This window comes from Bordetella tumbae (assembly GCF_965139195.1).
GTDB lineage: Bacteria > Pseudomonadota > Gammaproteobacteria > Burkholderiales > Burkholderiaceae_B > Bordetella_A > Bordetella_A tumbae.
On record NZ_CBCSJH010000010.1, the window covers coordinates 18,923 to 39,319 of the forward strand.

Sequence of the window (20,397 nt, forward strand, 5' to 3'; positions counted from 1 at the left end):
GTGCCAGCCCGCGCTGGCTCAAAGCAGGAGAATCCAATGAGCGCGCGCGTATGGCGTGTCGGTGAGGATATCGACACTGACGCCCTGGCGCCCGGCGCCTATATGAAATTTGGCATCGACGAGATCGCGCGTCACTGTCTGCAACGGGTGCGGCCCGATTTCGCATCGGCGGTACAGCGCGGAGACGTCTTGGTCGCCGGACCTAATTTTGGTATTGGATCGTCGCGCGAGCAGGCGGCAGCAGCCCTGGTGCATTTAGGTGTAGCGGCGGTGATCGCACCGTCATTCAGCGGCTTGTTTTTCCGCAATGCCTTCAATGTGGGGTTATTGCTGTTGACGTGCGCGCAGGCCGAGCAATTGGCCGAGGGCGAGCAGGTCACCTTGGACCTCGATCAGGGCATCGTCTGCAACGAGAAAGGCCAGGCGCTGGCATGTGAACCCGTGCCCGATTTTCTGCTGGATATGGTGCGCGCGGGCGGTCTTTTGAATCTACTGAAGACGCGCAGCCGGCCGTCTTGATCACGACAAACTGGAATCGAATCATGCTTGACCCCGTGACCTTGGCCGTCCTGAAGGGACGGCTGGAACAAATCGCCGATGAGATGGATGCGACGCTGTATCGCAGCGCGTTCAATCCCATCATCGCCGAGGCCCATGATGCATGTCATGGTCTGTACGACGCCGAGTCGGGCGCGACCCTGGTACAAGGAAAATCCGGATTGCCGGTATTTGTCGGCGCGATGTCCTTTGCCGTGCAGGCGGCCGCGCGNGCCGCCGCCGAGCGTGGCGGAATGGTCGATGGCGATGTGTGGCTGTTCAACGATCCCTATGACGGCGGCACGCATGCCAACGATTTCAAGTTGGTGCGCCCCGTGTTCCGGAATGGCAAGCTGTTTTGTTTTCTGGCATCGGCCGCGCACTGGCATGACATCGGCGGTGCCGTGCCTGGCAACTACAACCCATCGGCGACGGAGTGCTGGCAAGAAGCCGTACAGATTCCGCCGGTACGTATCGTGCGTGCAGGCACGCTGGACGCAGACGTATTGGCGATCTTGAAGGCGAATACGCGCTTGCCCGATAGTCTCTGGGGCGATCTGAATGGTCAGTTGGCTGCGTTGGAGCTTGGGGCAGGCCGGCTGGATGGTTTGCTGGACGAGTATGGCGACAGCACGGTCAAAGAGGCATTGGATACCCTGCGCCTGCGAGCGTTGCGTCTGATGCGTGACCACATAGAACGTCTGCCGGATGGCGAGTATGCCTTTGCCGATACGTTGGACAATGATGGGGTCCGCGATGAAACACTGACCATTGCGCTGAAACTGCGTGTCGCGGGCGACAAACTGACTCTGGATTTCTCCGAGACCTCGCCCTCATGTGCGGGGCCGGTGAACATTTCGCGCGCCACGGCCATTGCGGCCTGCTATGTGGCGTTGAAACACGTATTCCCCGATGTGCCGGCGAATGCAGGGGTGTTGGACGCGGTGGACGTGGTGCTGCCCGACGGTTTGCTGATCTCGGCCGCGCGTCCGCGGCCCGTGGGCGGTTACACCGAAACCATTCTGCGCATGATCGACGTGATTTTCTGCGCGGTGGCCCAGGCTGCACCAGAGCGCGCACCGGCCCAGGCTTACGGCACCATCAATGCGTTGTCGATCGCGGGTTACCGCAGCGACGAGGCGCGCAAGGGGCAGCGCTGGGTGATGTTCAGCTTCTTCGGCGGCGGACATGGCGGCCACAGTGATGGCGATGGCTTGTCGCATGGCAATGCACCGATTTCTACGGCCACCATTCCACCGCTAGAGATCCTGGAGGCTGCCTATCCCGTGCGGTTTACGCAATGGGCGTTGCGTCCCGATTCGGCAGGCGACGGTCAGCATCGCGGCGGTTTGGGCGCCATCTATGAAATTGAGCTGCTGGAAGACAGTGCCGAGGCTTTTATTTTCGGCGAACGCGGACGCAGTGCACCGAAGGGTATCGCAGGGGGGGCATCGGCCGTTCCCAATGTCTTCAAGTATGAAAACGACGGGCAGTGGCATACCCCGCCCATGACCTCAAAAATGCTGGGCATACGCCTGAAACGCGGTGAGCGCGTGCGCCTGGAGACGCCGGGCGGCGGCGGCTACGGATCGCCGCAGGCCCGTTCGGAAGAGGCTCGCGAGCGCGACCAGAAAATGGGGTATGTCAGTCAAGCAGAACAGGAGCAGGCAGCATGAGCGCCGCGCAGCAATCGTTGGTGGTTGGGGTAGACGTCGGTGGCACGTTCACCGATCTTTTTGTACTGGATGAAAAGGCCGGCAGCGCCCGTGTGGTGAAAGTGCCCTCGACGCGTGGCGAAGAGGCTCGCGGCTTCATGAACGGCATCGAGCGTGTCGCCGATGGCGCCGATGCGATTGCGACCATCGTGCATGGTACGACGGTGGGCACCAACGCCTTGCTGGAGCGCAAAGTCGCTCGCACGGGCATCATCACGACCGAGGGATTCCGCGATGTGCTGGAGATGCGCCGCCGTGACCGTCCGCAAACCTGGGGCTTGCGCGGCAATTACGAGCCTGTGGTGTCGCGCGATTTACGTTTCGAGGTCAGCGAACGGGTCTTGGCCGATGGGACGATTCACACGCCGGTCGATCTGGACCAAGTAGAGACCGCGGCACGCGAACTGCTGGCCCTGGGCTGCGAGGCCGTGTGCGTGTTCTTTGTGAATGCCTACGCCAATCCCGACAACGAGGCAGCCGCAGTCGCCCGTGTGCGCCAAATCTGGCCGAATGCCAATGTCACGGCTGCGACCGAAGTGCTGCCGGAGATCCGCGAATTTGAACGTTGCTCGACCGCGACGTTGAACGCGTCGTTGCAGCCCGTCGTAGGCAGCTATCTCTCGCGCCTGGAGACCGATTTGAAAGGTCACGGGTTCGAGGGTGAACTGTTGGTGGTGCAAAGCAACGGCGGTGTGATGTCGCGCCAAACGGCATGCGACGTACCGGTGCGTACGGCACTATCCGGACCCGCAGCAGGCGTGATTGCGTGCGCAGCCATTGCACGTGCGGCAGGTTTGCCGGATGTGGTGACCGGCGACATGGGCGGCACGTCGTTCGACGTCTCGTTGGTCGCGGGCGGAGAGGCATCGCTGGCTGCACAGACGTCGATTGAATTCGGTATGGTGGTTCGTGCGCCGATGATTCAAATCGAGACGATTGGCGCTGGCGGCGGTTCGATCGCCAGCGTTGATGCAGGAGGTTTGTTGCAAGTCGGGCCGGAGTCGGCAGGCAGCATTCCGGGGCCGGCATGTTATGGGCGCGGGAATACGCGTCCGACGGTGACAGACGCCAATGTCTTGTTGGGCCGCATTGCTGCGGATCGTCCGTTAGGCGGTGGTCTGCTGGCGCAGATGAATGCAGAGTTGGCGCACACGGCGATCGACACGCACGTGGGGCAGCCGCTGGGCTTGGACGCGTATGCCGCGGCCGAAGCCATCCTGACAGTGGCGAATGCCAAAATGGCCGGTGCGATTCGTTTGGTCTCGATTGAGCGCGGCCATGATCCGCGCAAGTTCGCCTATATGCCTTTTGGTGGAGGCGGCGCATTGCATGTCTGCGCGATGATGCGCGAGGTGGGCTGCACGCGCGGCCTGATACCGCGCTTTCCCGGCGTGACCTCGGCATTGGGCTGCGTGATGGCGGATATGCGTCATGACGGTGTGCAGACGTTGAACGTGACGCTGGACGGCTTGAACATCGACGAGCTGGTCGCACGGATCGACGCCTTGGCCGAAGCCTGCCAGGCACGCCTGGATTCCGCGGGCGTGGCGTTCGAAGGCGTGCGCGAGAGTATTGAGCTGGATATGCTGTATGCAGGCCAGAGCCATACAGTGACGGTGGAGGTCTCGCGCGAGGCGCTGGACCGTGCGGCTATCGGCGCAGCCTTTGAGGCCGCATATCGCCGCGCGTATGGCCGCAGCTTGCCCGGCATCGCGATCCGTGTCCTTAACCTGCGCTATGCGCGGATCGGCCAGCGGCCCAAATTCGATCTGGCCTTGTTGGCTCCGACTGCGACTGACATGCCCGCGTCATTGGGCACGCAGCGTGTTTATCACAGTGGTCAATGGTGGGACGCGGTGCGTTATGAACGGCTCGCCTTGCCAATTGGCGCGCACGTGGACGGGCCAGCGATCCTGGAGCAACCCGACACCACCATCTGGCTCGAACCCGGATTCCGTGGGCAGGTAGACGCCCTGGGCAACCTCTTGATCGCGCGCCAGGAATAAGGAGCACGCTCGTGTCACGTTCAACTGCACTCATCATTGTCGACCTGCAAAACGACTTTTTGACGCCAGGTGGCGCGTATGATCGGGGCGGCGCTGTCAGTCCCGAGGCTCGCGCATTGCCGCCACGTGTTGCACCCGTCGCGCAGGCCGTCAAGGCAGCCGGGGGATATGTGGCCGCCAGTCAATTCACGTTGTGGCCGGATGCTCAGGGCGAGCCAATGATCTCGCCGCACTTGCGCCGCCTGCGCCCGTTTTTAAAGCGGGGAGATTTCGTGGCGGGCAGTCCTGGCCATGGTTGTGTCGCCGAGTTGGATGGCCTGGTCGACGTGTCGGTCTGGAAAGTCGCCTATTCCGCGTTTTTCAATACTCAGCTGGATTGGGTATTGCGCCGCACGGGCATCGATCATGTCGTCATTTGTGGCATTGTCACCAATGGCGGCGTGGCCAGCACGGCCCGCGATGCGCATATGCGTGATTATCACGTGACGGTATTGGCCGATGGATGTGCGGCGCCCAGCCCCGAGATGCACGATGCCGCGTTGGCCGATCTGCGTACGGTCGCAGAGATCGCAACGTGTGCGGAATTTATCGCGAGTCTGTCGAAATGAGTGTAGGCCACGTTTCGCAGGCGCCACAGCCCGCTGGCGATGATTTGTCTCGCATTGCGCAAGATCCGGCGCTTATCGATGATCATGGCCCTCGCGTTACCCGAGGACCAGCCCCCGCCGGTGGGCGCGTGCCCGTTGTGATCATCGGCGCGGGCGCCTGCGGGTTGACGGCGGCCTGGCGGCTGGCGCGCGCGGGGATTGAATGCGTGTTGATCGAGCGGGACGCGGTGCCCAGTGGCTCGACCGCGCTGTCCTCGGGTTTTATTCCGGCGGCGGGCACGCGCGCTCAACAGGCTGCGGGGGTGACGGACAGCCCGGCTGATTTTGCGGCCGACATTCATGCCAAGGCGCATGGCCAGGCAGCGCCTCATCTGGTGACGGCCTATACCGAGGCGATTCCTCTGGCTATCGATGCGTTGCAAGAGGCAGGACTGACGTTTGAGGTGCTGGACGGTTTTCTGTATCCCGGCCATCACGCCCGCCGTATGCACAGCCTGCCAGAACGTACGGGGGCTGCTTTGGTGGGCGCGCTGGCCAACACGGCCAGCGAGGCGGGTGCCTATCTGTTGACGGATACCACTGCGCGAGAGTTATGGTGCGACGCCGATGGCCGTATCACGGCCGTGGGGTGCGAGCGGCCTGATGGCGGCACGGAGGTGATAGGCTGCGATGTGCTGTTACTCGCTTGCAATGGTTTTGGCGGCAATGTCTCTATGCGCCGGGAATATCTGCCGGCAATGGCCGACGCCGTGTACGGCGGGCACGTGGGCAACGATGGCAGTGCCGTGCAATGGGGCCTGCAACTGGGTGCGCGATTGGCCGATATGGGCGGCTATCAGGGTCATGGCTCGTGGGCGATTCCGCAAGGCGCATTGATCTCATGGGCGGTCATCATGGATGGCGGCGTGCAGATCAATCGTGCCGGAAAGCGTTTTCACGACGAAACACAGGGGTATTCCGAGGCTGCGGTACACGTATTGGCTCAACCGGAGGGCGTGGCATGGAACGTGTTTGACGCGCACACATTGGCGCTGCTGCGCGAGTTTCCCGATTTCCAGGATGCCGAGGCGGGTGGTGCATTGCGCTGTGCTGCAGATGCTGCGGCATTGGCGGATCTCATCGGCTGCGACAAAGCAACGTTGGCGGCCACTCTGGCATCTATTTCCCCCGATCTGGATGACGTATTGGGCCGGCGTTTTACGCGCCATCTCGCGGCGCCGTACTACGCGATCAAGGTTACTGGCGCGTTATTCCATACGCAGGGCGGACTGGACATCGATGCGCAATGCCGAGTGTTGAATACGAACGGCCATGCTTTTGCCAATTTGCTCGCTGCCGGCGGCGCTGCTCGCGGCGTGTCCGGGAATGAGGTATCGGGCTATCTCTCGGGCAATGGCCTGCTGAGCGCCGTGGCAGGAGGGCATATCGCCGCAGCGACAGCCGCGGAATTGCTGGGCCGGCCGCTGTAACGGATTTCAAAAAAAGCCTTCCCAAATTTGCAGTCGCATGGGCAATAACGCTTATATCCCTGGCATGACTACTGAAGTTTCTCGGAGCAATGGATGAAAAAACTTGCACAACAGCTGGCCGAGGGCTGCGTTCTGGCCCCTGGTGTTTACGATGCCTTGTCCGCGTTGATCGCGGAGCAGGCCGGTTTTGATGCACTCTATCTGTCGGGTGCCTCGATCGCCTATACCCGATTGGGGCGTTCCGATGTGGGGCTGACCACCTATACCGAGGTCGAGGATACCTTGGCCCGCATCGCTGAGCGTGTCTCGGTGCCGGTGATCGTGGACGGCGATACGGGCTTCGGAAATGCGCTGAACGTGCAGCGCACGGTGCGCGGTTTCGAGCGCGCCGGCGCGGCGATGATCCAACTCGAGGATCAGACGTTTCCAAAACGTTGTGGTCATTTGGATGGCAAGACCGTGGTGCCGGTCCACGAAATGCGCGGCAAACTACGCGCTGCTGTCGATGCGAGGCACTCTGCCGACACGCTGATCCTCGCACGCACAGATGCCATCGCCGTCGAGGGCCTGGAGGCTGCCTTGGATCGAGCCGAACAGTACCTGGAAGACGGCGCCGACGCATTGTTTATCGAGGCGCTGCGGACTCCAGAGCAAATGCAGGCAGCCTGCTCGCGCTTTGCAGGACGCGTGCCGCTGCTTGCCAACATGGTCGAGGGGGGCAAGACCCCAGTCAAAGCCGCCTCGGAACTGGCCGATGTGGGTTTCCGCATCGTGATCTTTCCCGGAGGAACCGCACGCGCGGTGGCACACACTTTGGCTGGCTATTACGGCAGCCTGAAGCAAAACGGCAGCACCGCGCCGTGGCGCGAACAGATGCTGGATTTTGATGGGCTCAATGCGGTGATTGGAACGCCGGAACTGCTGGCTGCGGGAAAACGGTACGAGGGTTGACTGCGATCACTGCCACGAAGGATGTTGGAACGCATTGACCAAGAAATCGAGCATCCTGCGCATCTTCAACGACATGTGCTTACGGCTGGCGTAGACCACATGTATGCCGAGGGTAAAGGCATCGTAGCCGGGCATCAGTTCGACGAGCGTGCCTTGTTTGAGATCCTCGCCAATGAGAAAGTCGGGCTGCAGAATGATGCCCTGATGGGCTAATGCAGCCAGACGGCAGGTGTCGCCGCTGTTGGTGCGAATCCGCGGATTGACTTTGACGCGCACTTCACCCTGAGGACCAGCGAACCGCCAGTCATCCTTGCTGGTCAGATAACTATAAGAAACGATGTGATGATTGGCCAGGTCCTCGGGCGTTTTCGGACGGCCGTGTTTTTTGACGTATTGCGGTGAGGCGCACAACGCCATTCGGGTGCACGCCAACTGGCGGCTGATCAGGCGTGAGTCTGGCAGATTGGTGATGCGTATTGCGAGGTCGTATCCCTCGTCCACCAGATCGACAATGCGGTCATTCAGATCGATGTCCAGTGACACATTGGGGTTTTCTGCGAGAAACCGCGGCCATAACGGTGCCAGATGCAACAGGCCAAATGAGAGCGGTGCATTGATGCGCAGCATGCCGACGGCATGGCCGCCGTGCGAGACGGTTTCGGTTTCCAGTTCATCGAGTGCCGCCGCGAGCTCGATCGCCCTGGCGTGAAAGCGCTGCCCGTCCTCGGTCAACGATAGACGGCGCGTGGTCCGGTGCAGCAGGCGCAGTCCCAGGTGCGCTTCGAGGTCAGCCACATGCCGGGAAATGGCGGCCTTTGACAGGTTGGTCGCCTCGGCAGCGCTGACAAAACTCCCATGGCGGACGACGGCGAGAAAACTGTTGATCTGCTGGAGGTCAAGCATGGATTGTCTCTATTTTTGGGACAAACTGTCATTTTATTCCCTATTTATCGCCTCTCGTATTGTCAATAAAGTGTCGCTATCCCGAAACGCGGGCAAACGAATAAGGAAGTCGTCATGAATGCAACGTTCTCTTTGTTGGGCCGAATCGGCCTGGCTCTTATTTTCATAATTTCCGGCTGGGGCAAAATCACTGGCTACGCAGGCGCCGAGCAATATATGAGCGCTATGGGTGTATCACCTGCCTTGCTGCCGTTGGTGATCTTGTTGGAGTTTGGCGGTGGCTTGGCGATTGCTGCGGGCCTATTCACGCGCTGGATTGCAATCGCGTTCGCGCTTTTTTCCGTAGCTACCGCTGTTGTATTTCATGCGAATTTCGGCGATGCCATGCAAGCCATTAATTTCTGGAAGAACATCGCCATCGCAGGCGGTTTCTTGAGTCTGGCTGCGCAGGGAGCGGGAGCGTGGAGCCTTGATGCATTGAGAGGTTCGCGCAAGGCTTGAGCGGCACACTCTCAATGAGTAATGGGCGGAACGCCGCCCATTGTCGTTTTGCGCCACGTGCACGGACTTGCCGAGCACGTGGCGCAAATAGCACATTATTTTTGGGGTTTGATCAGGCGCACTTGGACCGATGTACACGAGGGGGGCTCAGAGGGCGCGGCTCGCCGCCGCCGCAAATAGCTCATTACGCAACCAGGAATGCGCGGCATCGGCGTCATGGCGCGGGTGCCATGCAGCCGTGAGTCCAAATCCGCCTACCTCCACCGGCAACGGCAGTAAATCCAGCCGGTCCGAGAACCGTTGCAGGAAGCGTTCGGGCAGGGCGCACACATAGTCCGTGGCCTCGATCACAAGCGGCGCCAAGTGATACTGCTGAACGGAAACGGCGACGTTGCGGGTACGTCCGTGGCGGGCAATGACATCGTCCATGAAACCGTGAAAATTGCCGCCATCGCCCGACACAATCACGTGGCCCAAGGCGCAATAAGCATCGAGATCAGGAGGCGCCAGCCCTCTCGGGTGCGCTTTGCGTTGTGCCATGACATAACGTTCGCTCAATAACTGCTGGCGACGCGCATCCGCTGGCGTTGAAAAATCCGCAGCGATGAGTAAATCCGCCTTGCCGTTGGCGAGCCAGGCGCCCGCCGTGTCGGCAGGGACGGTATGAAATGCGAGTTGTACATGGGGCGCGCGGCTGGCAATGCGGCGGACCAGATCCAGGCCGACCATGACAAAGCCGTTATCGCTGGCCAGGATTTGAAAGCGGCGCGAATCACGCGCGGGATCAAAATCCATGCCGCGCGCGAGCGCGGCATGCAGCTCGTGCAATGCTGCCCGCAGGGGTTCGCGGATGGCCAGTGCACGGGCGGTGGGCGTCATGCCACGGCCGTGTTTCGCCGGAACCAGCAGAGCGTCATTGGTCAACTCGCGCAGCCGGGCGAGCTGCGCCGATAGCGCGGGTTGGCTGAGATGCAGCCGCTCCGCAGCGCGGGTGACATTGGCTTCCTCCAGCAAAACGTCCAGAGAGCCCAGTAACGCCAAATCCGCTCCCCGCAAAGGCGATGGCATATCAGCCATTTGGATAGCTCCGATATTAATAATCGATTTCAAATATACCAAGTTCTTGCTCACACTACGGCTTGAAACGAGGGCTGGGCAAAGAGTCCCGCTCGGCATGATTCGGAGTCAACAGTGCGGACGAGCAAAGCGGATGAACCTGAGCGGCATGCCCTGCGTGCCTTGGCCAGCGCAAATTTTGCAGTGGGCGGGATGTCGTATGGCGTGGTTGGCGCCTTGCCTGCTTTAGTGGGCGCCTGGCAGATTTCTCCTGGGGACGCGGCACTATTGATGACGGCATTCTCGATCGCGTTTGCTGTCGGGGCGCCGGTGCTGCAGGTGCTGGTGGGCCACTCGCGTCGGCGGACGTTGTTGTTGAGCGGTTTGGTGGTGATGCTGCTTGCGACACTGGCCGGGGCGTTTACGGCTAGTTTTGCTTGGTTGTTGATGACGCGGATCGTGGCGGGCTTGGGCGCGGCGCTTGTCAGTCCGGTCGCTAATGCGATCGGGGCAGGGTTGGCTCCGGCCGAACGGCGGGGTAAAGCGTTGGCCGTAGTGTTTGTTGGGGTCACCTTATCCAGCGTCGTCGCGGCGCCGGTTGCTGCAGCATTGGCAGAAGCCTTTGGCTGGCGTGCCGTATTCATCGGGCTCGCGATGATTGCCTTGGGAAGCCTCGGCTGGATTATCGCTACGGTACGCGATACGTCATATGGTGAGCCGATGCGGCTGAGAGGATTGCTGCAGTTGCTATTGCGGCCGGCTACAGCGGCTGGGCTCGCTGTGGTTGTGTTGCAGACTGCGGCCTTTTTTGCGACTTATACGTTGATCTTGCCCTTGATCACTAAACATTTCGGAGCGAGTGCGGCAGAGGGCGGCGTTGCCTTGCTGTTGTTTGGATTGACGGGCATCGCGGGAAACCTGATCGCGCAGCGAGTGTCGCTGCATCATGCTGCCGATAGGCTGCTGCGTATCGTGATGATGACCATGATGCTCGTCTTTATCGTGATTGCAGTGTTGGGAGTGCCTTTCTGGGGCGATGTGCTCAGGCTGGGATTCTTGTTCCTGTTGCTTGTCATCTGGGCGGTGATGCAGGACGTGTTCTATCCGTCTCAATTGCGCCGTGTCGTTGCCCTGGAGCCCGATTATCGCGGGATGGTGATCGCACTGAATTCATCGGGCATCTTTTTGGGGATTGCATTAGGGTCGGGCGTGGGGGGACGCGTTGCCGATTCCGTTGGTTTACAGTGGTTGGCCCCGGCCTCGGCGGCATTGACGGCGCTGGCGCTTGGCGCACTGATTGTGTCAAGGCGCCTACTCGCCAGGATGCCAGGTGGCCAAGCCACGGTTGGGCAAGTTCGTGAGTGCCCAGCTCCATAGCATTGCGCCCGGGCGCAGGTGAAAATGCACCGTAGTGGTGCATTGAGAGAGGCGGTTTTTGCAAAATGCACCCAAACAGCGCATTCAGGCCCCGATAGATTGACTACAATCCTGTCCGGCCTGGTTTTGTTGCCGGGCCGCCCCAAGACAAAAACGCCCCTTGGGGGGCAGCAAGCCGGGGGCGCAGCAAGGGGGGGCTTTGTGTGACAGGTCGTGCGGCACGAGCATGCGGCATGCATTTTGCTTGATTCCGGGCGACTTTCACTCTGACCCTCGGGTCACTAACGCCAGTAGCCCCGCTACGTCGCCTGATGCCTGCCGTTTTCCCTCGTTGTTCAGATGCGCTTCGACTTGTGCCGAGGCGCCTGTGCCACGCTCGGGTTGAGGGCTTTTAAATCGCCTAGGAGCCGAAACCATGATGTTTGAAAACCTCCCGTCCGTATCCGGACTTGCCCGTCGCAGCGTGCTGAAACTCGGCGTGGCGGCCGCGGGCGTGTTCGTGATGTCGGGCTGGGCCCAGGCACAGGACGCCGCCAAGATCAAAGTGGCGGCCGTCTATACCGTGCCGGTCGAGCAACAATGGGTATCGCGCATTCACAAGGCGCTGAACGCCGCCAAGGAAAAAGGCGAGATCGAATACGTGTTTTCCGAGAACGTCAGCAACGCCGACTACGAGCGTGTAGTGCGCCAGTATGCCGAGCAGGGCAACCAGCTGATCGTGGGCGAGGCCTTTGCCGTCGAGTCCGCCGCGCGCAAAGTCGCTAAAGACTATCCCGAGACCGCATTCCTGATGGGCTCGTCGGCCAAACCGCAAAAGCCGAATTTTTCGGTGTTTGACAACTATATTCAAGAGCCGGCGTACCTGACCGGCATGATTGCCGGCGGCATGAGCCAGTCGGGCAAGATCGGCTTGGTGGGCGGATATCCCATCCCCGAAGTCAATCGCCTGATGCAGGCATTCATGGCGGGTGCCCAGGAAATCAATCCAAAGGTCAGCTTCACCGTTTCGTTCATCGGATCGTGGTTTGATCCCCCAAAGGCTAAAGAAGCCGCCTTCGCGATGATTGATCAGGGTGCAGACGTGTTGTACGCCGAGCGTTTTGGCGTGTCCGACGCGGCCAAAGAGCGTGGCAAGCTCGCAATCGGCAACGTGGTCGACACCCAGCCGCAATATCCGGAGACGGTCGTGGCGTCGGCATTGTGGAACATGGAGCCCACGATCGAGCACGCATTGGCGCAGGTCAAGGCAGGCAAGTTTGCCGCGGAAGACTACGGTCAATATTCGTTGATGAAATTCAAAGGATCGGAACTCGCGCCGTTGGGCACGTTTGAATCGAAGATCCCCGCGGAGCTCAAGGCCAAGGTCGAGACCAAGCAAAAGGCGATCCTGGATGGCAGCTTTGAAGTCAACGTGAACAACAGCGAACCCAAGTCCAGCGCGAAATGACGGATACCCTGGCCCTGCAACTCGAGGGCATTACCAAGCGTTTTGGCAGCCTGACGGCGAATGACGCGGTCTCGCTGAGTGTGAAGCAGGGCGAGGTGCTGGCCCTGTTGGGGGAAAACGGCGCGGGCAAGTCCACGTTGGTGTCCATTCTGTTCGGGCACTACGTGGCCGATGCCGGCCGTATCACCGTCTATGGCCAGGCGTTGCCGCCCGGCCGTCCAGACGCCGCGCTGGCCGCAGGTGTGGGTATGGTCCATCAACATTTCACGTTGGCAGACAACATGAGTGTGCTGGACAACGTGATGGTGGGTACCCAGTCGTTGTGGCGGCTCGCATCCGGGCGCAAGCAGGCTCGGCAACGATTGGTCGAACTGGGCCAGCGCTTTGGCCTGGGCGTGGACCCCGATGCGCGCGTAGGGACGTTATCCGTCGGTGAAAAGCAGCGCGTTGAAATTCTCAAAGCGCTCTACCGCGGTGCACGCATTCTGATCCTGGACGAGCCGACAGCCGTGCTGACGCCTCAAGAGGTCGATGGGCTGTTCGCTACGCTGCGCGGTTTTGTCGCCGAAGGACTCGCGGTCATTTTCATTTCGCACAAGCTCGATGAGGTCATGGCGGTCTCGCAACGCGTGGCGGTACTGCGTCAAGGCAAACTTGTGGCCGAACGCGACACGGCATCGACCAACGCAGCGGAGCTGGCCGAGTTGATGGTCGGACGCAAGGTTGTCATGCCGCGTGTGCAGAACGCCGAGCCGCGCGCGCAGGCGACGCCTGTGGTCACACTCTCGCAGGTGACCGTGCGCAATAGCCACGGCGGCGCGCCGTTGCTCGATAGTGCGGATCTGACGATACACACGCACGAGATCGTGGCTATCGCGGGCGTAGCAGGCAACGGACAACAGGCGCTCGTGTCGGTGTTGAATGGATTACGCCATCCCGATGACGGCACGATACGCTTGGGGGCGGAACACTCGGTGGCGCCGCGCACCCCCGCGGGTTGGACGGCCGCAGGCGTGGGACGCATCCCGGAGGACCGTCACCACGAGGGCGTGATCGGCGATAGTCCCCTGTGGGAAAACGCCATCATCGAAGATCTGAACGACAAACGCTTTGCGCGTTTCGGCGTGGTGCGCGCGCAAGCCGGCCGTGCCTATGCGCGTGATCTCAGCAAACAGTTCGATGTGCGAGCGGCTTCGCAGGATGTACGTACGCGCAGCCTGTCGGGCGGGAATATGCAAAAGCTGATCCTGGGCCGCACATTGGCTCGGCAGCCGCGTTTCATCGTGGCCGATCAGCCAACCTGGGGGCTGGATATTGGCGCAGTCGCCTACGTCCGTGAACAACTGCTGGCCGCGCGCGAGCGCGGTGCGGGTGTTTTGCTGGTGTCCGAAGACCTCGAAGAAATCTTCGCATTGGCCGATCGCATCGCAGTCATGTGCGGCGGCAAGATCATTGCCGTAAAGCCCGTTGCGCAATGGACGCCGGCATCCGTGGGCCTGGCCATGACGGGTAGTGTGCCCGCCTGACGATTAAATAATGAAATCATGAACTTGTACCTGGAACGTCGCACCGAAGCCAGCCGCACAGCGTTGCTGTTGGCGCCTTTGGCGGCGATTATCTTTACCTTGTTGATCTGTGCGCTGTTGGTGGCATGGGCGGGCGCGCCAGTGGGGCGCACCTATGCATTATTGTTCGACGGCGCATTTGGATCGCGTTTTGCCTTGTCAGAAACACTGATGCGTGCGACGCCGCTGATGCTGACCGGCTTGGCCTGTGCAGTGGCATTCCGTGCACGTTTTTACAACATCGGCGCTGAGGGGCAGTTGTACCTCGGTGCGCTGGCCGCCGTGGCGGTGGGCGGTATGCATGATGGCGTGGGCTTTGATTTGCCGGTACCCGTGCTGTTTGCCGGCATGATGATCGCCGCGGCGTTGGCAGGCGCATTGCTGCTGTTGATTCCGGCTTTGCTGAAAACCCGACTGGGCGTGGACGAGGTGGTGACCACGCTGCTGGGCAATTTCATTGTGCTGTTGTTCGTGTCGATGATGCTCGATGGCGTCATGAAAGACCCCATGGCCATGGGATGGCCGCAATCGGTGGCACTGAACCCCGATCTGGAGTTCGGCAAACTCATCGCGAAAACGCGCGTACATACTGGGTTGCTGTGGGGGATAGGCCTCGCGGTCGGCTTGTGGTTGATCAACCGCTATACCGTCTTTGGTTTGCAGATGCGAGCGGTCGGCGCGAATGCGCATGCCTCGCGTTTTCTAGGATTGCCGGTGACACGCGTGATGTTGGGTACGGCGATGTTATCGGGCGCCTTGGCGGGACTGGCGGGCGCGATCGAAGTCGCGGGCCGTACGAGCTATGTGACGCTGGATATGTCGCCGGGTTACGGCTATACCGGTGTGGTGGTCGCCATGTTGGCGGGGCTGCATCCGTTGGGTGTCGTGGTGGCTAGCGTCTTTGTGGCGGGCATGTTGGTAGGCGCGGACAGCATGAGCCGCGCGATTGCCGTCCCCAACTACATTGCCGATGTGATTGTGGCTGCATCGCTGTTGTCCATGCTGGTGGCCACCTTGTTCGCGCAATATCGCTTGCGCCGCAAGCAGGCCTGAGGAGACGCGCATGGAATGGATGGATTTGTTGAGTTCGAGCGCGTTCTGGGTGGCGGTGTTGCGTCTGGCTACGCCGTTGATCCTGGGCACGCTGGGCGTGCTCTTGTGCGAGCGTGCCGGGGTGTTGAACCTGGGCATCGAAGGCATCATGGCGGCGGGAGCCTTTACCGGTTGGCTGGTGGTGTATCTGGGCGCACCGCTTTATGTCGGTGTGCTGGCAGCCGCACTGGCGGGCATGGTCTTTGGACTGCTGCATGCAGTGTTGACGGTGCCGTTAGGTCTGTCGCAGCACGTGTCTGGATTGGGCGTGACCTTGCTGGCGACGAGCCTGAGTTACTTCGCCTACCGGGTGACTTTCCCTAGTGTGAATACTCCGCCGACGATCACGCCGTTTGCCGAGATGACATTCTTCAAGGACATTCCCGTGATCGGTCCCGTGTTGGCGGGCCAGACGGTGATGACGCTGATCGCCTTGATTGCCGTGCCTTTGATCGCATGGGTGTTGAACCGCACACCGCTGGGCTTGGCAATCCGTATGGTGGGTGAAAATCCCGCCGCCGCCGAGGGGCAGGGCCTGTCCGTGACCAAGCTGCGCATGGGCGCTATCGTAGCGGGGTCGGCACTGATGGGCATTGCAGGCAGTTTCCTCACGCTGGCTGCGTTTAATGCCTTCTTTTTCAATATGGTCAACGGCCGCGGTTGGGTCTGTGTGGCCTTGGTGGTGTTCGCGTCGTGGCGACCGGGCAAGGCCCTGCTGGGCGCGTTGATTTTTGCGTTCTTTGATGCGCTGCAATTGCGGTTGCAGCAGGGTGGCACGAGCCTGCCGGGCTTGCCCGAGTTGCCGTATCAGGTTTATTTGATGTTGCCGTACGTGCTGTCCATTTTGGCGCTGGTCGTGATGGCGCGTCGTGCCGCGTATCCCCAAGCGCTGATGAAGCCCTATCGCAAGGGCGAGCGTTGAGCCCATACGGCACAGTCAATCAAAAGGTTTTTATATGCTCGATCTCATTATCAAGAACTGCAACCTGGCCAATGGCCAGACGGGTGTGGATGTCGGCGTGCAGAATGGCCGCATCGTGTCTATCCAGCCCGCCTTGCAGGCCGAGGCCGGCCAGGTGGTCGATGCTCAGGGCCAATTGCTGAGCGCGCCATTCGTCGATGCGCATTTCCATATGGATTCGACGCTGTCATACGGTTTGCCGCGCGTGAATCAATCCGGTACCTTGCTCGAGGGCATTGCGCTGTGGGGGGAATTAAAGCCGCTGTTGACGCAGGAGGCGCTGGTCGAGCGCGCGTTGGCGTATTGCGATTGGGCGGTGGCCAACGGCCTGTTGGCGATTCGTTCGCACGTGGATGTCTGTGATCCGCGTTTGCTGGCGACCGAGGCCTTGCTGCACGTACGTGAGCGCGTGAAACCCTATCTGGACCTGCAATTGGTTGCCTTCCCGCAAGACGGCGTGCTGCGCGCGCCAGGGGCGATGGACAATCTGAAGCGTGCCTTGGATATGGGACTGGACGTGGTGGGCGGTATTCCCCATTTCGAACGCACCATGGCTGACGGCGCAGAATCGGTACGCTTGTTGTGTGAGCTGGCGGCCGAGCGCGGGCTGCGCGTCGACATGCATTGCGACGAGACCGATGACCCCCTGTCGCGTCATATCGAGACACTGGCGTATCACACGCAGCGCCTGGGCCTGCAGGGCCGGGTCACGGGATCGCATCTCACGTCCATGCATTCGATGGACAACTACTACGTGTCCAAGCTGATTCCGTTGATTCGCGAGGCAGGGGTCTCGGCTATTTCCAATCCGTTGATCAACATCACGATTCAGGGACGCCACGATACTTATCCCAAGCGTCGCGGGATGACGCGCGTGCCTGAGTTGCTGGCAGCCGGCGTGACAGTGGCGTTTGGCCATGACTGTGTGATGGACCCATGGTACAGCCTGGGTTCGGGCGACATGCTGGAGGTCGCGCACATGGGGTTGCATGTGGCCCAGATGACGGGACAGGATGCGATGCATGCCTGTTTCGAGGCGGTGACCGGTGCGCCTGCCAAAATTCTCGGTTTGGATGAAACAGGCATCGAGGTTGGCAAGCGCGCGGACATGGTGCTGTTGCAGGCTCGTAATCCGGTTGAAGCGCTACGCCTGCGTGCCACGCGCCTGCATGTCTGGCGCGCGGGTAAGCAGATAGCCAGCACGCCGCCCGCGACGGCTGCGCTGTCGTTGGCGGGCCGGCCGCAAACGGTGGATTTCCGGGTGTAGGTGGGCTTGGAGCACGGCCTAATGCGAGTTAGGCCGCGTTGGATAGGCGATTCGCACTGTGGTCACGGCCGAATGAGTTGAATGCGGACAGTAGCGACTAATGCGGAATCCATCACAGTTAATCGTAATTTGGTCTGAAAAATTAGCTGTTCTCGATAGGAACAGTTACGGGAAGATAGAATTCGAGCCCTTTAAATGATCGCCGCCTAGCGGCGTGGTTTCGAATGGTATTTTCTTCTCGCAGCACCGCACTCGTGTTGCTGTCGTCTTTCATTACCCTTATTGATCTGCAAGTCTCGCCGGTACATGCGCACGCTGCCGGCAATCCCAGCGATCCGGAAACTTGGCGTACCCAAGAATACCGTGCGCAATGGGGATTGGATTTTATTAACGCCGCTAATGCTTATGCGCTGGGTCTGGACGGTCGTGGCGTAAAAATCGGCGTGGTGGATTCGGGCATTGATTCGCATCATCCGGAATTCTTGCATCGCACCGGTGGTGGATATGGTTCTGTGACCAACATCGCAATGCTGACTGATAGCGATGGGCATGGCACGATGGTGTCTTCGGTGATATCGGCAAACCGCAACGGCATTGGCATGCATGGCGTGGCGCCAGGTGCCACGATATTCGTGCCGAACCTTATCGCCGGCGGTGACGATGAAGAAGATCGCCTGTTTGCTGAGGCTTGGGATGAGATGCTCGACCAAGGCGTGCGCATCGTTAATAACAGCTGGGCGTGGCCGGATATACCGATTACTGACGAACCGGCCGATTACTGGAGAGCTTCGCAGCCGAATTTGATTGCGGCGGCACGCCGAGCAGTTAGTGCAGGCGCGTTGATGATTTTTGCAGCGGGCAATGAGAGCGGCTCAAGCCCCGAAAGCCCCGCCGGCCTGCCCTATTATTTTCGTGATCTAGAGTCGGGGTGGTTAGCCGTCGCAGCGCTCTCACCCGATGGAATGCCATCCTGGTCCAATCGCTGTGGCGTGGCCATGGACTGGTGTCTGTCCGCGCCCGGAGGCGGAGAGGGGTGGGTATGGGACGCCAGCGTTGAGGATTTGACCTACGTGGGGGAGAGCGATGATATTTTCATGGCGCGTGCAGGTGGCGGTTATACCACTGCCGCTGGCACGTCGTTTGCTGCCCCCCATGTGACGGGTGCCGCCGCGCTGGTAGCACAGCGCTTTCCTTATCTGACGATGGCACAAGTGCGCCAGGTTCTGCTGGGCACAGCCGCAGATGTCGGCGATCCGGGTGTGGACGAGGTATACGGGTATGGTGTCCTCGATGTAGGCAAGGCCGTCCTCGGTCCAGGAAAATTCGATTGGGGAGATTTCCATGTGTCGTTTGATCAGGGCTATAGCACCTGGGGTAACGACATTACCGGCGCAGGCGGGCTGATCAAATCAGGCACGGGATCGCTGGAGTTGACGGGCGACAGCACGTACGCCGGCGAGACACACGTCAATGGAGGCGAGCTTGCCATCGCCGGCAGTATTGCTTCGCAGACGGTTGTAGGCCGAGCCGGGATGCTTTCGGGTGGCGGCGCAATCATTGGAGATGTCGATAATCAAGGCATCGTGGCGCCGGGCTTGTACAGAAGCGGCGGAACACTGCTCGTCGATGGCGATTATGTTCAGCGCAGAGGGGCCGCTTTGCTGGTGGATGTCAATGCGTCGCAAGGGACGGGCTTGCTCGACGTTACGGGCGAGGCGCAAATCGATGGTGGCAAAGTCGCTGTTGCCCTGGCGCCCGGGGCTTACCGCGGTGATGAGCGTCATACGATTTTGTCCGCCGACGATGCGGTTTCGGGTCGATATGACGAACTGTGCAAGTGCTTTGCCTTTTTGGATGTGTCGTTAGCTTATGACCCACAGAATGTCTATCTGGATATCGAGCGCAACGGCGTCGCGTTCACCGAGGTGGCAGCCAGCCATAATCAACGCGCCGTCGGGGCAGCGATTGAACTTATGGACGGCGACGCGGCTGATACGCCCGAGTCGGGTCATGGGGCAGATGCAATAACTTCAAGATCTATAGCGACCTCCGTCATGGCAGGATCGACTGTGGCGGCAACGCTGTTTGATCACATTGTTGTGATGGGCGCGCCCGCGGCACGAGCCGCATTCGATAGTCTGTCAGGGGAGCTCCATCCCAGCGTGGCCTCGGCGTTGATAGACGACAGCCGCTACACGCGGGATGCGATTACCGGCCGTCTGCGCAAGGCGTTCAGTGTCGCGAGCGCGCCGCCCGTGTCATCCGCTCAGTACTCAGGCGTCAAGAGCGCTGCTGATGGCAGAACATCCGTTTGCGGCTTATACGGGGGCACAATACGGCGCAACGGCGCTGCGCTTTGGCGCCGCCCATACTTGGCATGACATCGATGCCAAACGTCGCGTGGCGTTCTTGGCAGAGCGTGCGAACAGCGACTATTACGCGCGTACCGCGCAGTTGTTCGGAGAGGCCGGGTACCAGTTTGATCTGTACGGTGTGCAGTTGGAGCCCTTTGCACAGCTGGCCTACGTGCATCTGCATACCAATAGTTTTGATGAGGGTGGTACCGTCGGTTTGAATGCGCGGAGCGCTAATCACGATACAACGTTCAGTACGCTGGGCTTGCGCGCTGAAACGGTATTGGGCAACACAGAAAAGAGCACGCTGTCGGTTCATGCCATGATGGGTTGGCAACACGCATTCGGTTCGCTATCGCCGAAGTCAATGTTTTCATTTACCGGTGGATCTCCGTTCACCATCGAAGGCGTGCCTTTGGCTCGAGACGCTTTAGTGCTGGATGCCGGGCTGAATATTGCCGCGGGCAAAGCGTTAAACATCGACTTTGCATACACGGGGCAATTGGCACAGAATTCCGCAAATCAAACGGCCAAAGTCAATCTGATTTGGCGGTTTTGAGTTCGTTGTCTGTCAGCCTGATTTTATTT

The 20,397-nt window shown here is 60.3% G+C and carries 17 protein-coding genes and 1 pseudogene; 16 read left to right on the top strand and 2 right to left on the bottom strand.

Translation table 11 applies throughout. From position 1 onward, the window contains the following. Positions 1-36 precede the first annotated feature (36 nt). The 7 genes and pseudogenes from ACNA0J_RS13180 to ACNA0J_RS13210 all read left to right on the top strand — a co-directional run bounded on the left by ACNA0J_RS13180 (position 37) and on the right by ACNA0J_RS13210 (position 7,286). On the top strand, positions 37-519 hold the full coding sequence (locus ACNA0J_RS13180) for a LeuD/DmdB family oxidoreductase small subunit (protein WP_415819308.1): 483 nt from the start codon (positions 37-39) through the stop codon (positions 517-519). A 23-nt stretch (positions 520-542) separates the two neighbouring features. Further along, on the top strand, positions 543-769 hold a 227-nt coding region (locus tag ACNA0J_RS13185; RefSeq protein WP_415819309.1), incomplete at its 3' end, for a hydantoinase B/oxoprolinase family protein. 1 nt (position 770) lies between these two features. Beyond that, positions 771-2,213: pseudogene (locus tag ACNA0J_RS13190) on the top strand (hydantoinase B/oxoprolinase family protein); the annotation flags it as partial. Beyond that, positions 2,210-4,258, top strand: a complete 2,049-nt coding sequence (locus tag ACNA0J_RS13195) for a hydantoinase/oxoprolinase family protein (protein ID WP_415819310.1) — start codon at positions 2,210-2,212, stop codon at positions 4,256-4,258. The pseudogene ACNA0J_RS13190 and the gene ACNA0J_RS13195, both read left to right, overlap by 4 nt. An 11-nt stretch (positions 4,259-4,269) precedes the next feature. Continuing rightward, on the top strand, positions 4,270-4,866 hold the full coding sequence (locus ACNA0J_RS13200; RefSeq protein ID WP_415819311.1) for a cysteine hydrolase family protein: 597 nt from the start codon (positions 4,270-4,272) through the stop codon (positions 4,864-4,866). Next, entirely contained in the window at positions 4,863-6,335 is a 1,473-nt protein-coding gene (locus tag ACNA0J_RS13205; protein ID WP_415819312.1) for an FAD-dependent oxidoreductase, read from the top strand. The genes ACNA0J_RS13200 and ACNA0J_RS13205 overlap by 4 nt, the downstream gene beginning before the upstream one ends. Before the next feature lie 93 nt (positions 6,336-6,428). Then, positions 6,429-7,286, top strand: a complete 858-nt coding sequence (locus ACNA0J_RS13210) for an isocitrate lyase/PEP mutase family protein (protein WP_415819313.1) — start codon at positions 6,429-6,431, stop codon at positions 7,284-7,286. A gap of 6 nt (positions 7,287-7,292) precedes the next feature. Here the strand turns inward: ACNA0J_RS13210 and ACNA0J_RS13215 are convergent, their stop codons facing one another. After that, positions 7,293-8,189: a LysR family transcriptional regulator gene (locus tag ACNA0J_RS13215; protein ID WP_415819314.1), complete on the bottom strand. Its 897-nt coding sequence runs from the start codon at positions 8,187-8,189 to the stop codon at positions 7,293-7,295. Positions 8,190-8,303: 114 nt separating this feature from the next. Here ACNA0J_RS13215 and ACNA0J_RS13220 point away from each other — a divergent pair, with 114 nt between their 5' ends. Next, positions 8,304-8,690 carry a DoxX family protein gene (locus tag ACNA0J_RS13220; protein ID WP_415819315.1) on the top strand — a complete coding sequence of 129 codons (387 nt, stop codon included), beginning with the start codon at positions 8,304-8,306 and terminating at the stop codon, positions 8,688-8,690. Positions 8,691-8,837: 147 nt separating this feature from the next. Here the strand turns inward: ACNA0J_RS13220 and ACNA0J_RS13225 are convergent, their stop codons facing one another. Further along, positions 8,838-9,767 carry a LysR family transcriptional regulator gene (locus ACNA0J_RS13225; RefSeq protein WP_415819316.1) on the bottom strand — a complete coding sequence of 310 codons (930 nt, stop codon included), beginning with the start codon at positions 9,765-9,767 and terminating at the stop codon, positions 8,838-8,840. A gap of 114 nt (positions 9,768-9,881) precedes the next feature. Between ACNA0J_RS13225 and ACNA0J_RS13230 the strand changes: the two genes are divergently transcribed. The 8 genes from ACNA0J_RS13230 to ACNA0J_RS13265 all read left to right on the top strand — a co-directional run bounded on the left by ACNA0J_RS13230 (position 9,882) and on the right by ACNA0J_RS13265 (position 20,368). Continuing rightward, complete coding sequence (locus ACNA0J_RS13230; RefSeq protein WP_415819317.1) at positions 9,882-11,123, top strand: MFS transporter; 1,242 nt, start codon at positions 9,882-9,884, stop codon at positions 11,121-11,123. 415 nt (positions 11,124-11,538) lie between these two features. Beyond that, the gene (locus ACNA0J_RS13235) at positions 11,539-12,570 is read left to right on the top strand and encodes a BMP family protein (protein ID WP_415819318.1); all 1,032 of its coding nucleotides are present in this window, start codon (positions 11,539-11,541) and stop codon (positions 12,568-12,570) included. Continuing rightward, entirely contained in the window at positions 12,567-14,096 is a 1,530-nt protein-coding gene (locus tag ACNA0J_RS13240; protein WP_415819319.1) for an ABC transporter ATP-binding protein, read from the top strand. Before ACNA0J_RS13235 ends, ACNA0J_RS13240 begins: the two co-directional genes overlap by 4 nt. Positions 14,097-14,114: 18 nt before the next feature. Beyond that, the gene (locus tag ACNA0J_RS13245) at positions 14,115-15,188 is read left to right on the top strand and encodes an ABC transporter permease (protein WP_415819320.1); all 1,074 of its coding nucleotides are present in this window, start codon (positions 14,115-14,117) and stop codon (positions 15,186-15,188) included. Between the two features lie 10 nt (positions 15,189-15,198). Continuing rightward, positions 15,199-16,149 (top strand): ABC transporter permease, encoded by a 951-nt coding sequence (locus tag ACNA0J_RS13250; RefSeq protein WP_415819321.1) that lies wholly within the window; start codon positions 15,199-15,201, stop codon positions 16,147-16,149. Between the two features lie 34 nt (positions 16,150-16,183). Then, positions 16,184-17,455 carry an amidohydrolase family protein gene (locus ACNA0J_RS13255; protein WP_415819322.1) on the top strand — a complete coding sequence of 424 codons (1,272 nt, stop codon included), beginning with the start codon at positions 16,184-16,186 and terminating at the stop codon, positions 17,453-17,455. Positions 17,456-17,679: 224 nt separating this feature from the next. Continuing rightward, on the top strand, positions 17,680-19,836 hold the full coding sequence (locus ACNA0J_RS13260) for a S8 family peptidase (protein ID WP_415819323.1): 2,157 nt from the start codon (positions 17,680-17,682) through the stop codon (positions 19,834-19,836). Next, positions 19,751-20,368 (top strand): autotransporter outer membrane beta-barrel domain-containing protein, encoded by a 618-nt coding sequence (locus tag ACNA0J_RS13265; RefSeq protein WP_415819324.1) that lies wholly within the window; start codon positions 19,751-19,753, stop codon positions 20,366-20,368. Before ACNA0J_RS13260 ends, ACNA0J_RS13265 begins: the two co-directional genes overlap by 86 nt. Positions 20,369-20,397 lie beyond the last annotated feature (29 nt).

Excerpts from the sequence above, each read along its gene's own strand:
- ACNA0J_RS13180 (WP_415819308.1), top strand. The coding sequence starts at position 37 with ATGAGCGCGCGCGTATGGCGTGTCGGTGAGGATATCGACACTGACGCC.
- ACNA0J_RS13195 (WP_415819310.1), top strand. The coding sequence starts at position 2,210 with ATGAGCGCCGCGCAGCAATCGTTGGTGGTTGGGGTAGACGTCGGTGGC.
- ACNA0J_RS13205 (WP_415819312.1), top strand. The coding sequence starts at position 4,863 with ATGAGTGTAGGCCACGTTTCGCAGGCGCCACAGCCCGCTGGCGATGAT.
- ACNA0J_RS13210 (WP_415819313.1), top strand. The coding sequence starts at position 6,429 with ATGAAAAAACTTGCACAACAGCTGGCCGAGGGCTGCGTTCTGGCCCCT.
- ACNA0J_RS13215 (WP_415819314.1), bottom strand. The coding sequence starts at position 8,189 with ATGCTTGACCTCCAGCAGATCAACAGTTTTCTCGCCGTCGTCCGCCAT.
- ACNA0J_RS13220 (WP_415819315.1), top strand. The coding sequence starts at position 8,304 with ATGAATGCAACGTTCTCTTTGTTGGGCCGAATCGGCCTGGCTCTTATT.
- ACNA0J_RS13225 (WP_415819316.1), bottom strand. The coding sequence starts at position 9,767 with ATGGCTGATATGCCATCGCCTTTGCGGGGAGCGGATTTGGCGTTACTG.
- ACNA0J_RS13235 (WP_415819318.1), top strand. The coding sequence starts at position 11,539 with ATGATGTTTGAAAACCTCCCGTCCGTATCCGGACTTGCCCGTCGCAGC.
- ACNA0J_RS13240 (WP_415819319.1), top strand. The coding sequence starts at position 12,567 with ATGACGGATACCCTGGCCCTGCAACTCGAGGGCATTACCAAGCGTTTT.
- ACNA0J_RS13245 (WP_415819320.1), top strand. The coding sequence starts at position 14,115 with ATGAACTTGTACCTGGAACGTCGCACCGAAGCCAGCCGCACAGCGTTG.
- ACNA0J_RS13250 (WP_415819321.1), top strand. The coding sequence starts at position 15,199 with ATGGAATGGATGGATTTGTTGAGTTCGAGCGCGTTCTGGGTGGCGGTG.
- ACNA0J_RS13255 (WP_415819322.1), top strand. The coding sequence starts at position 16,184 with ATGCTCGATCTCATTATCAAGAACTGCAACCTGGCCAATGGCCAGACG.
- ACNA0J_RS13260 (WP_415819323.1), top strand. The coding sequence starts at position 17,680 with ATGGTATTTTCTTCTCGCAGCACCGCACTCGTGTTGCTGTCGTCTTTC.
- ACNA0J_RS13265 (WP_415819324.1), top strand. The coding sequence starts at position 19,751 with ATGGCAGAACATCCGTTTGCGGCTTATACGGGGGCACAATACGGCGCA.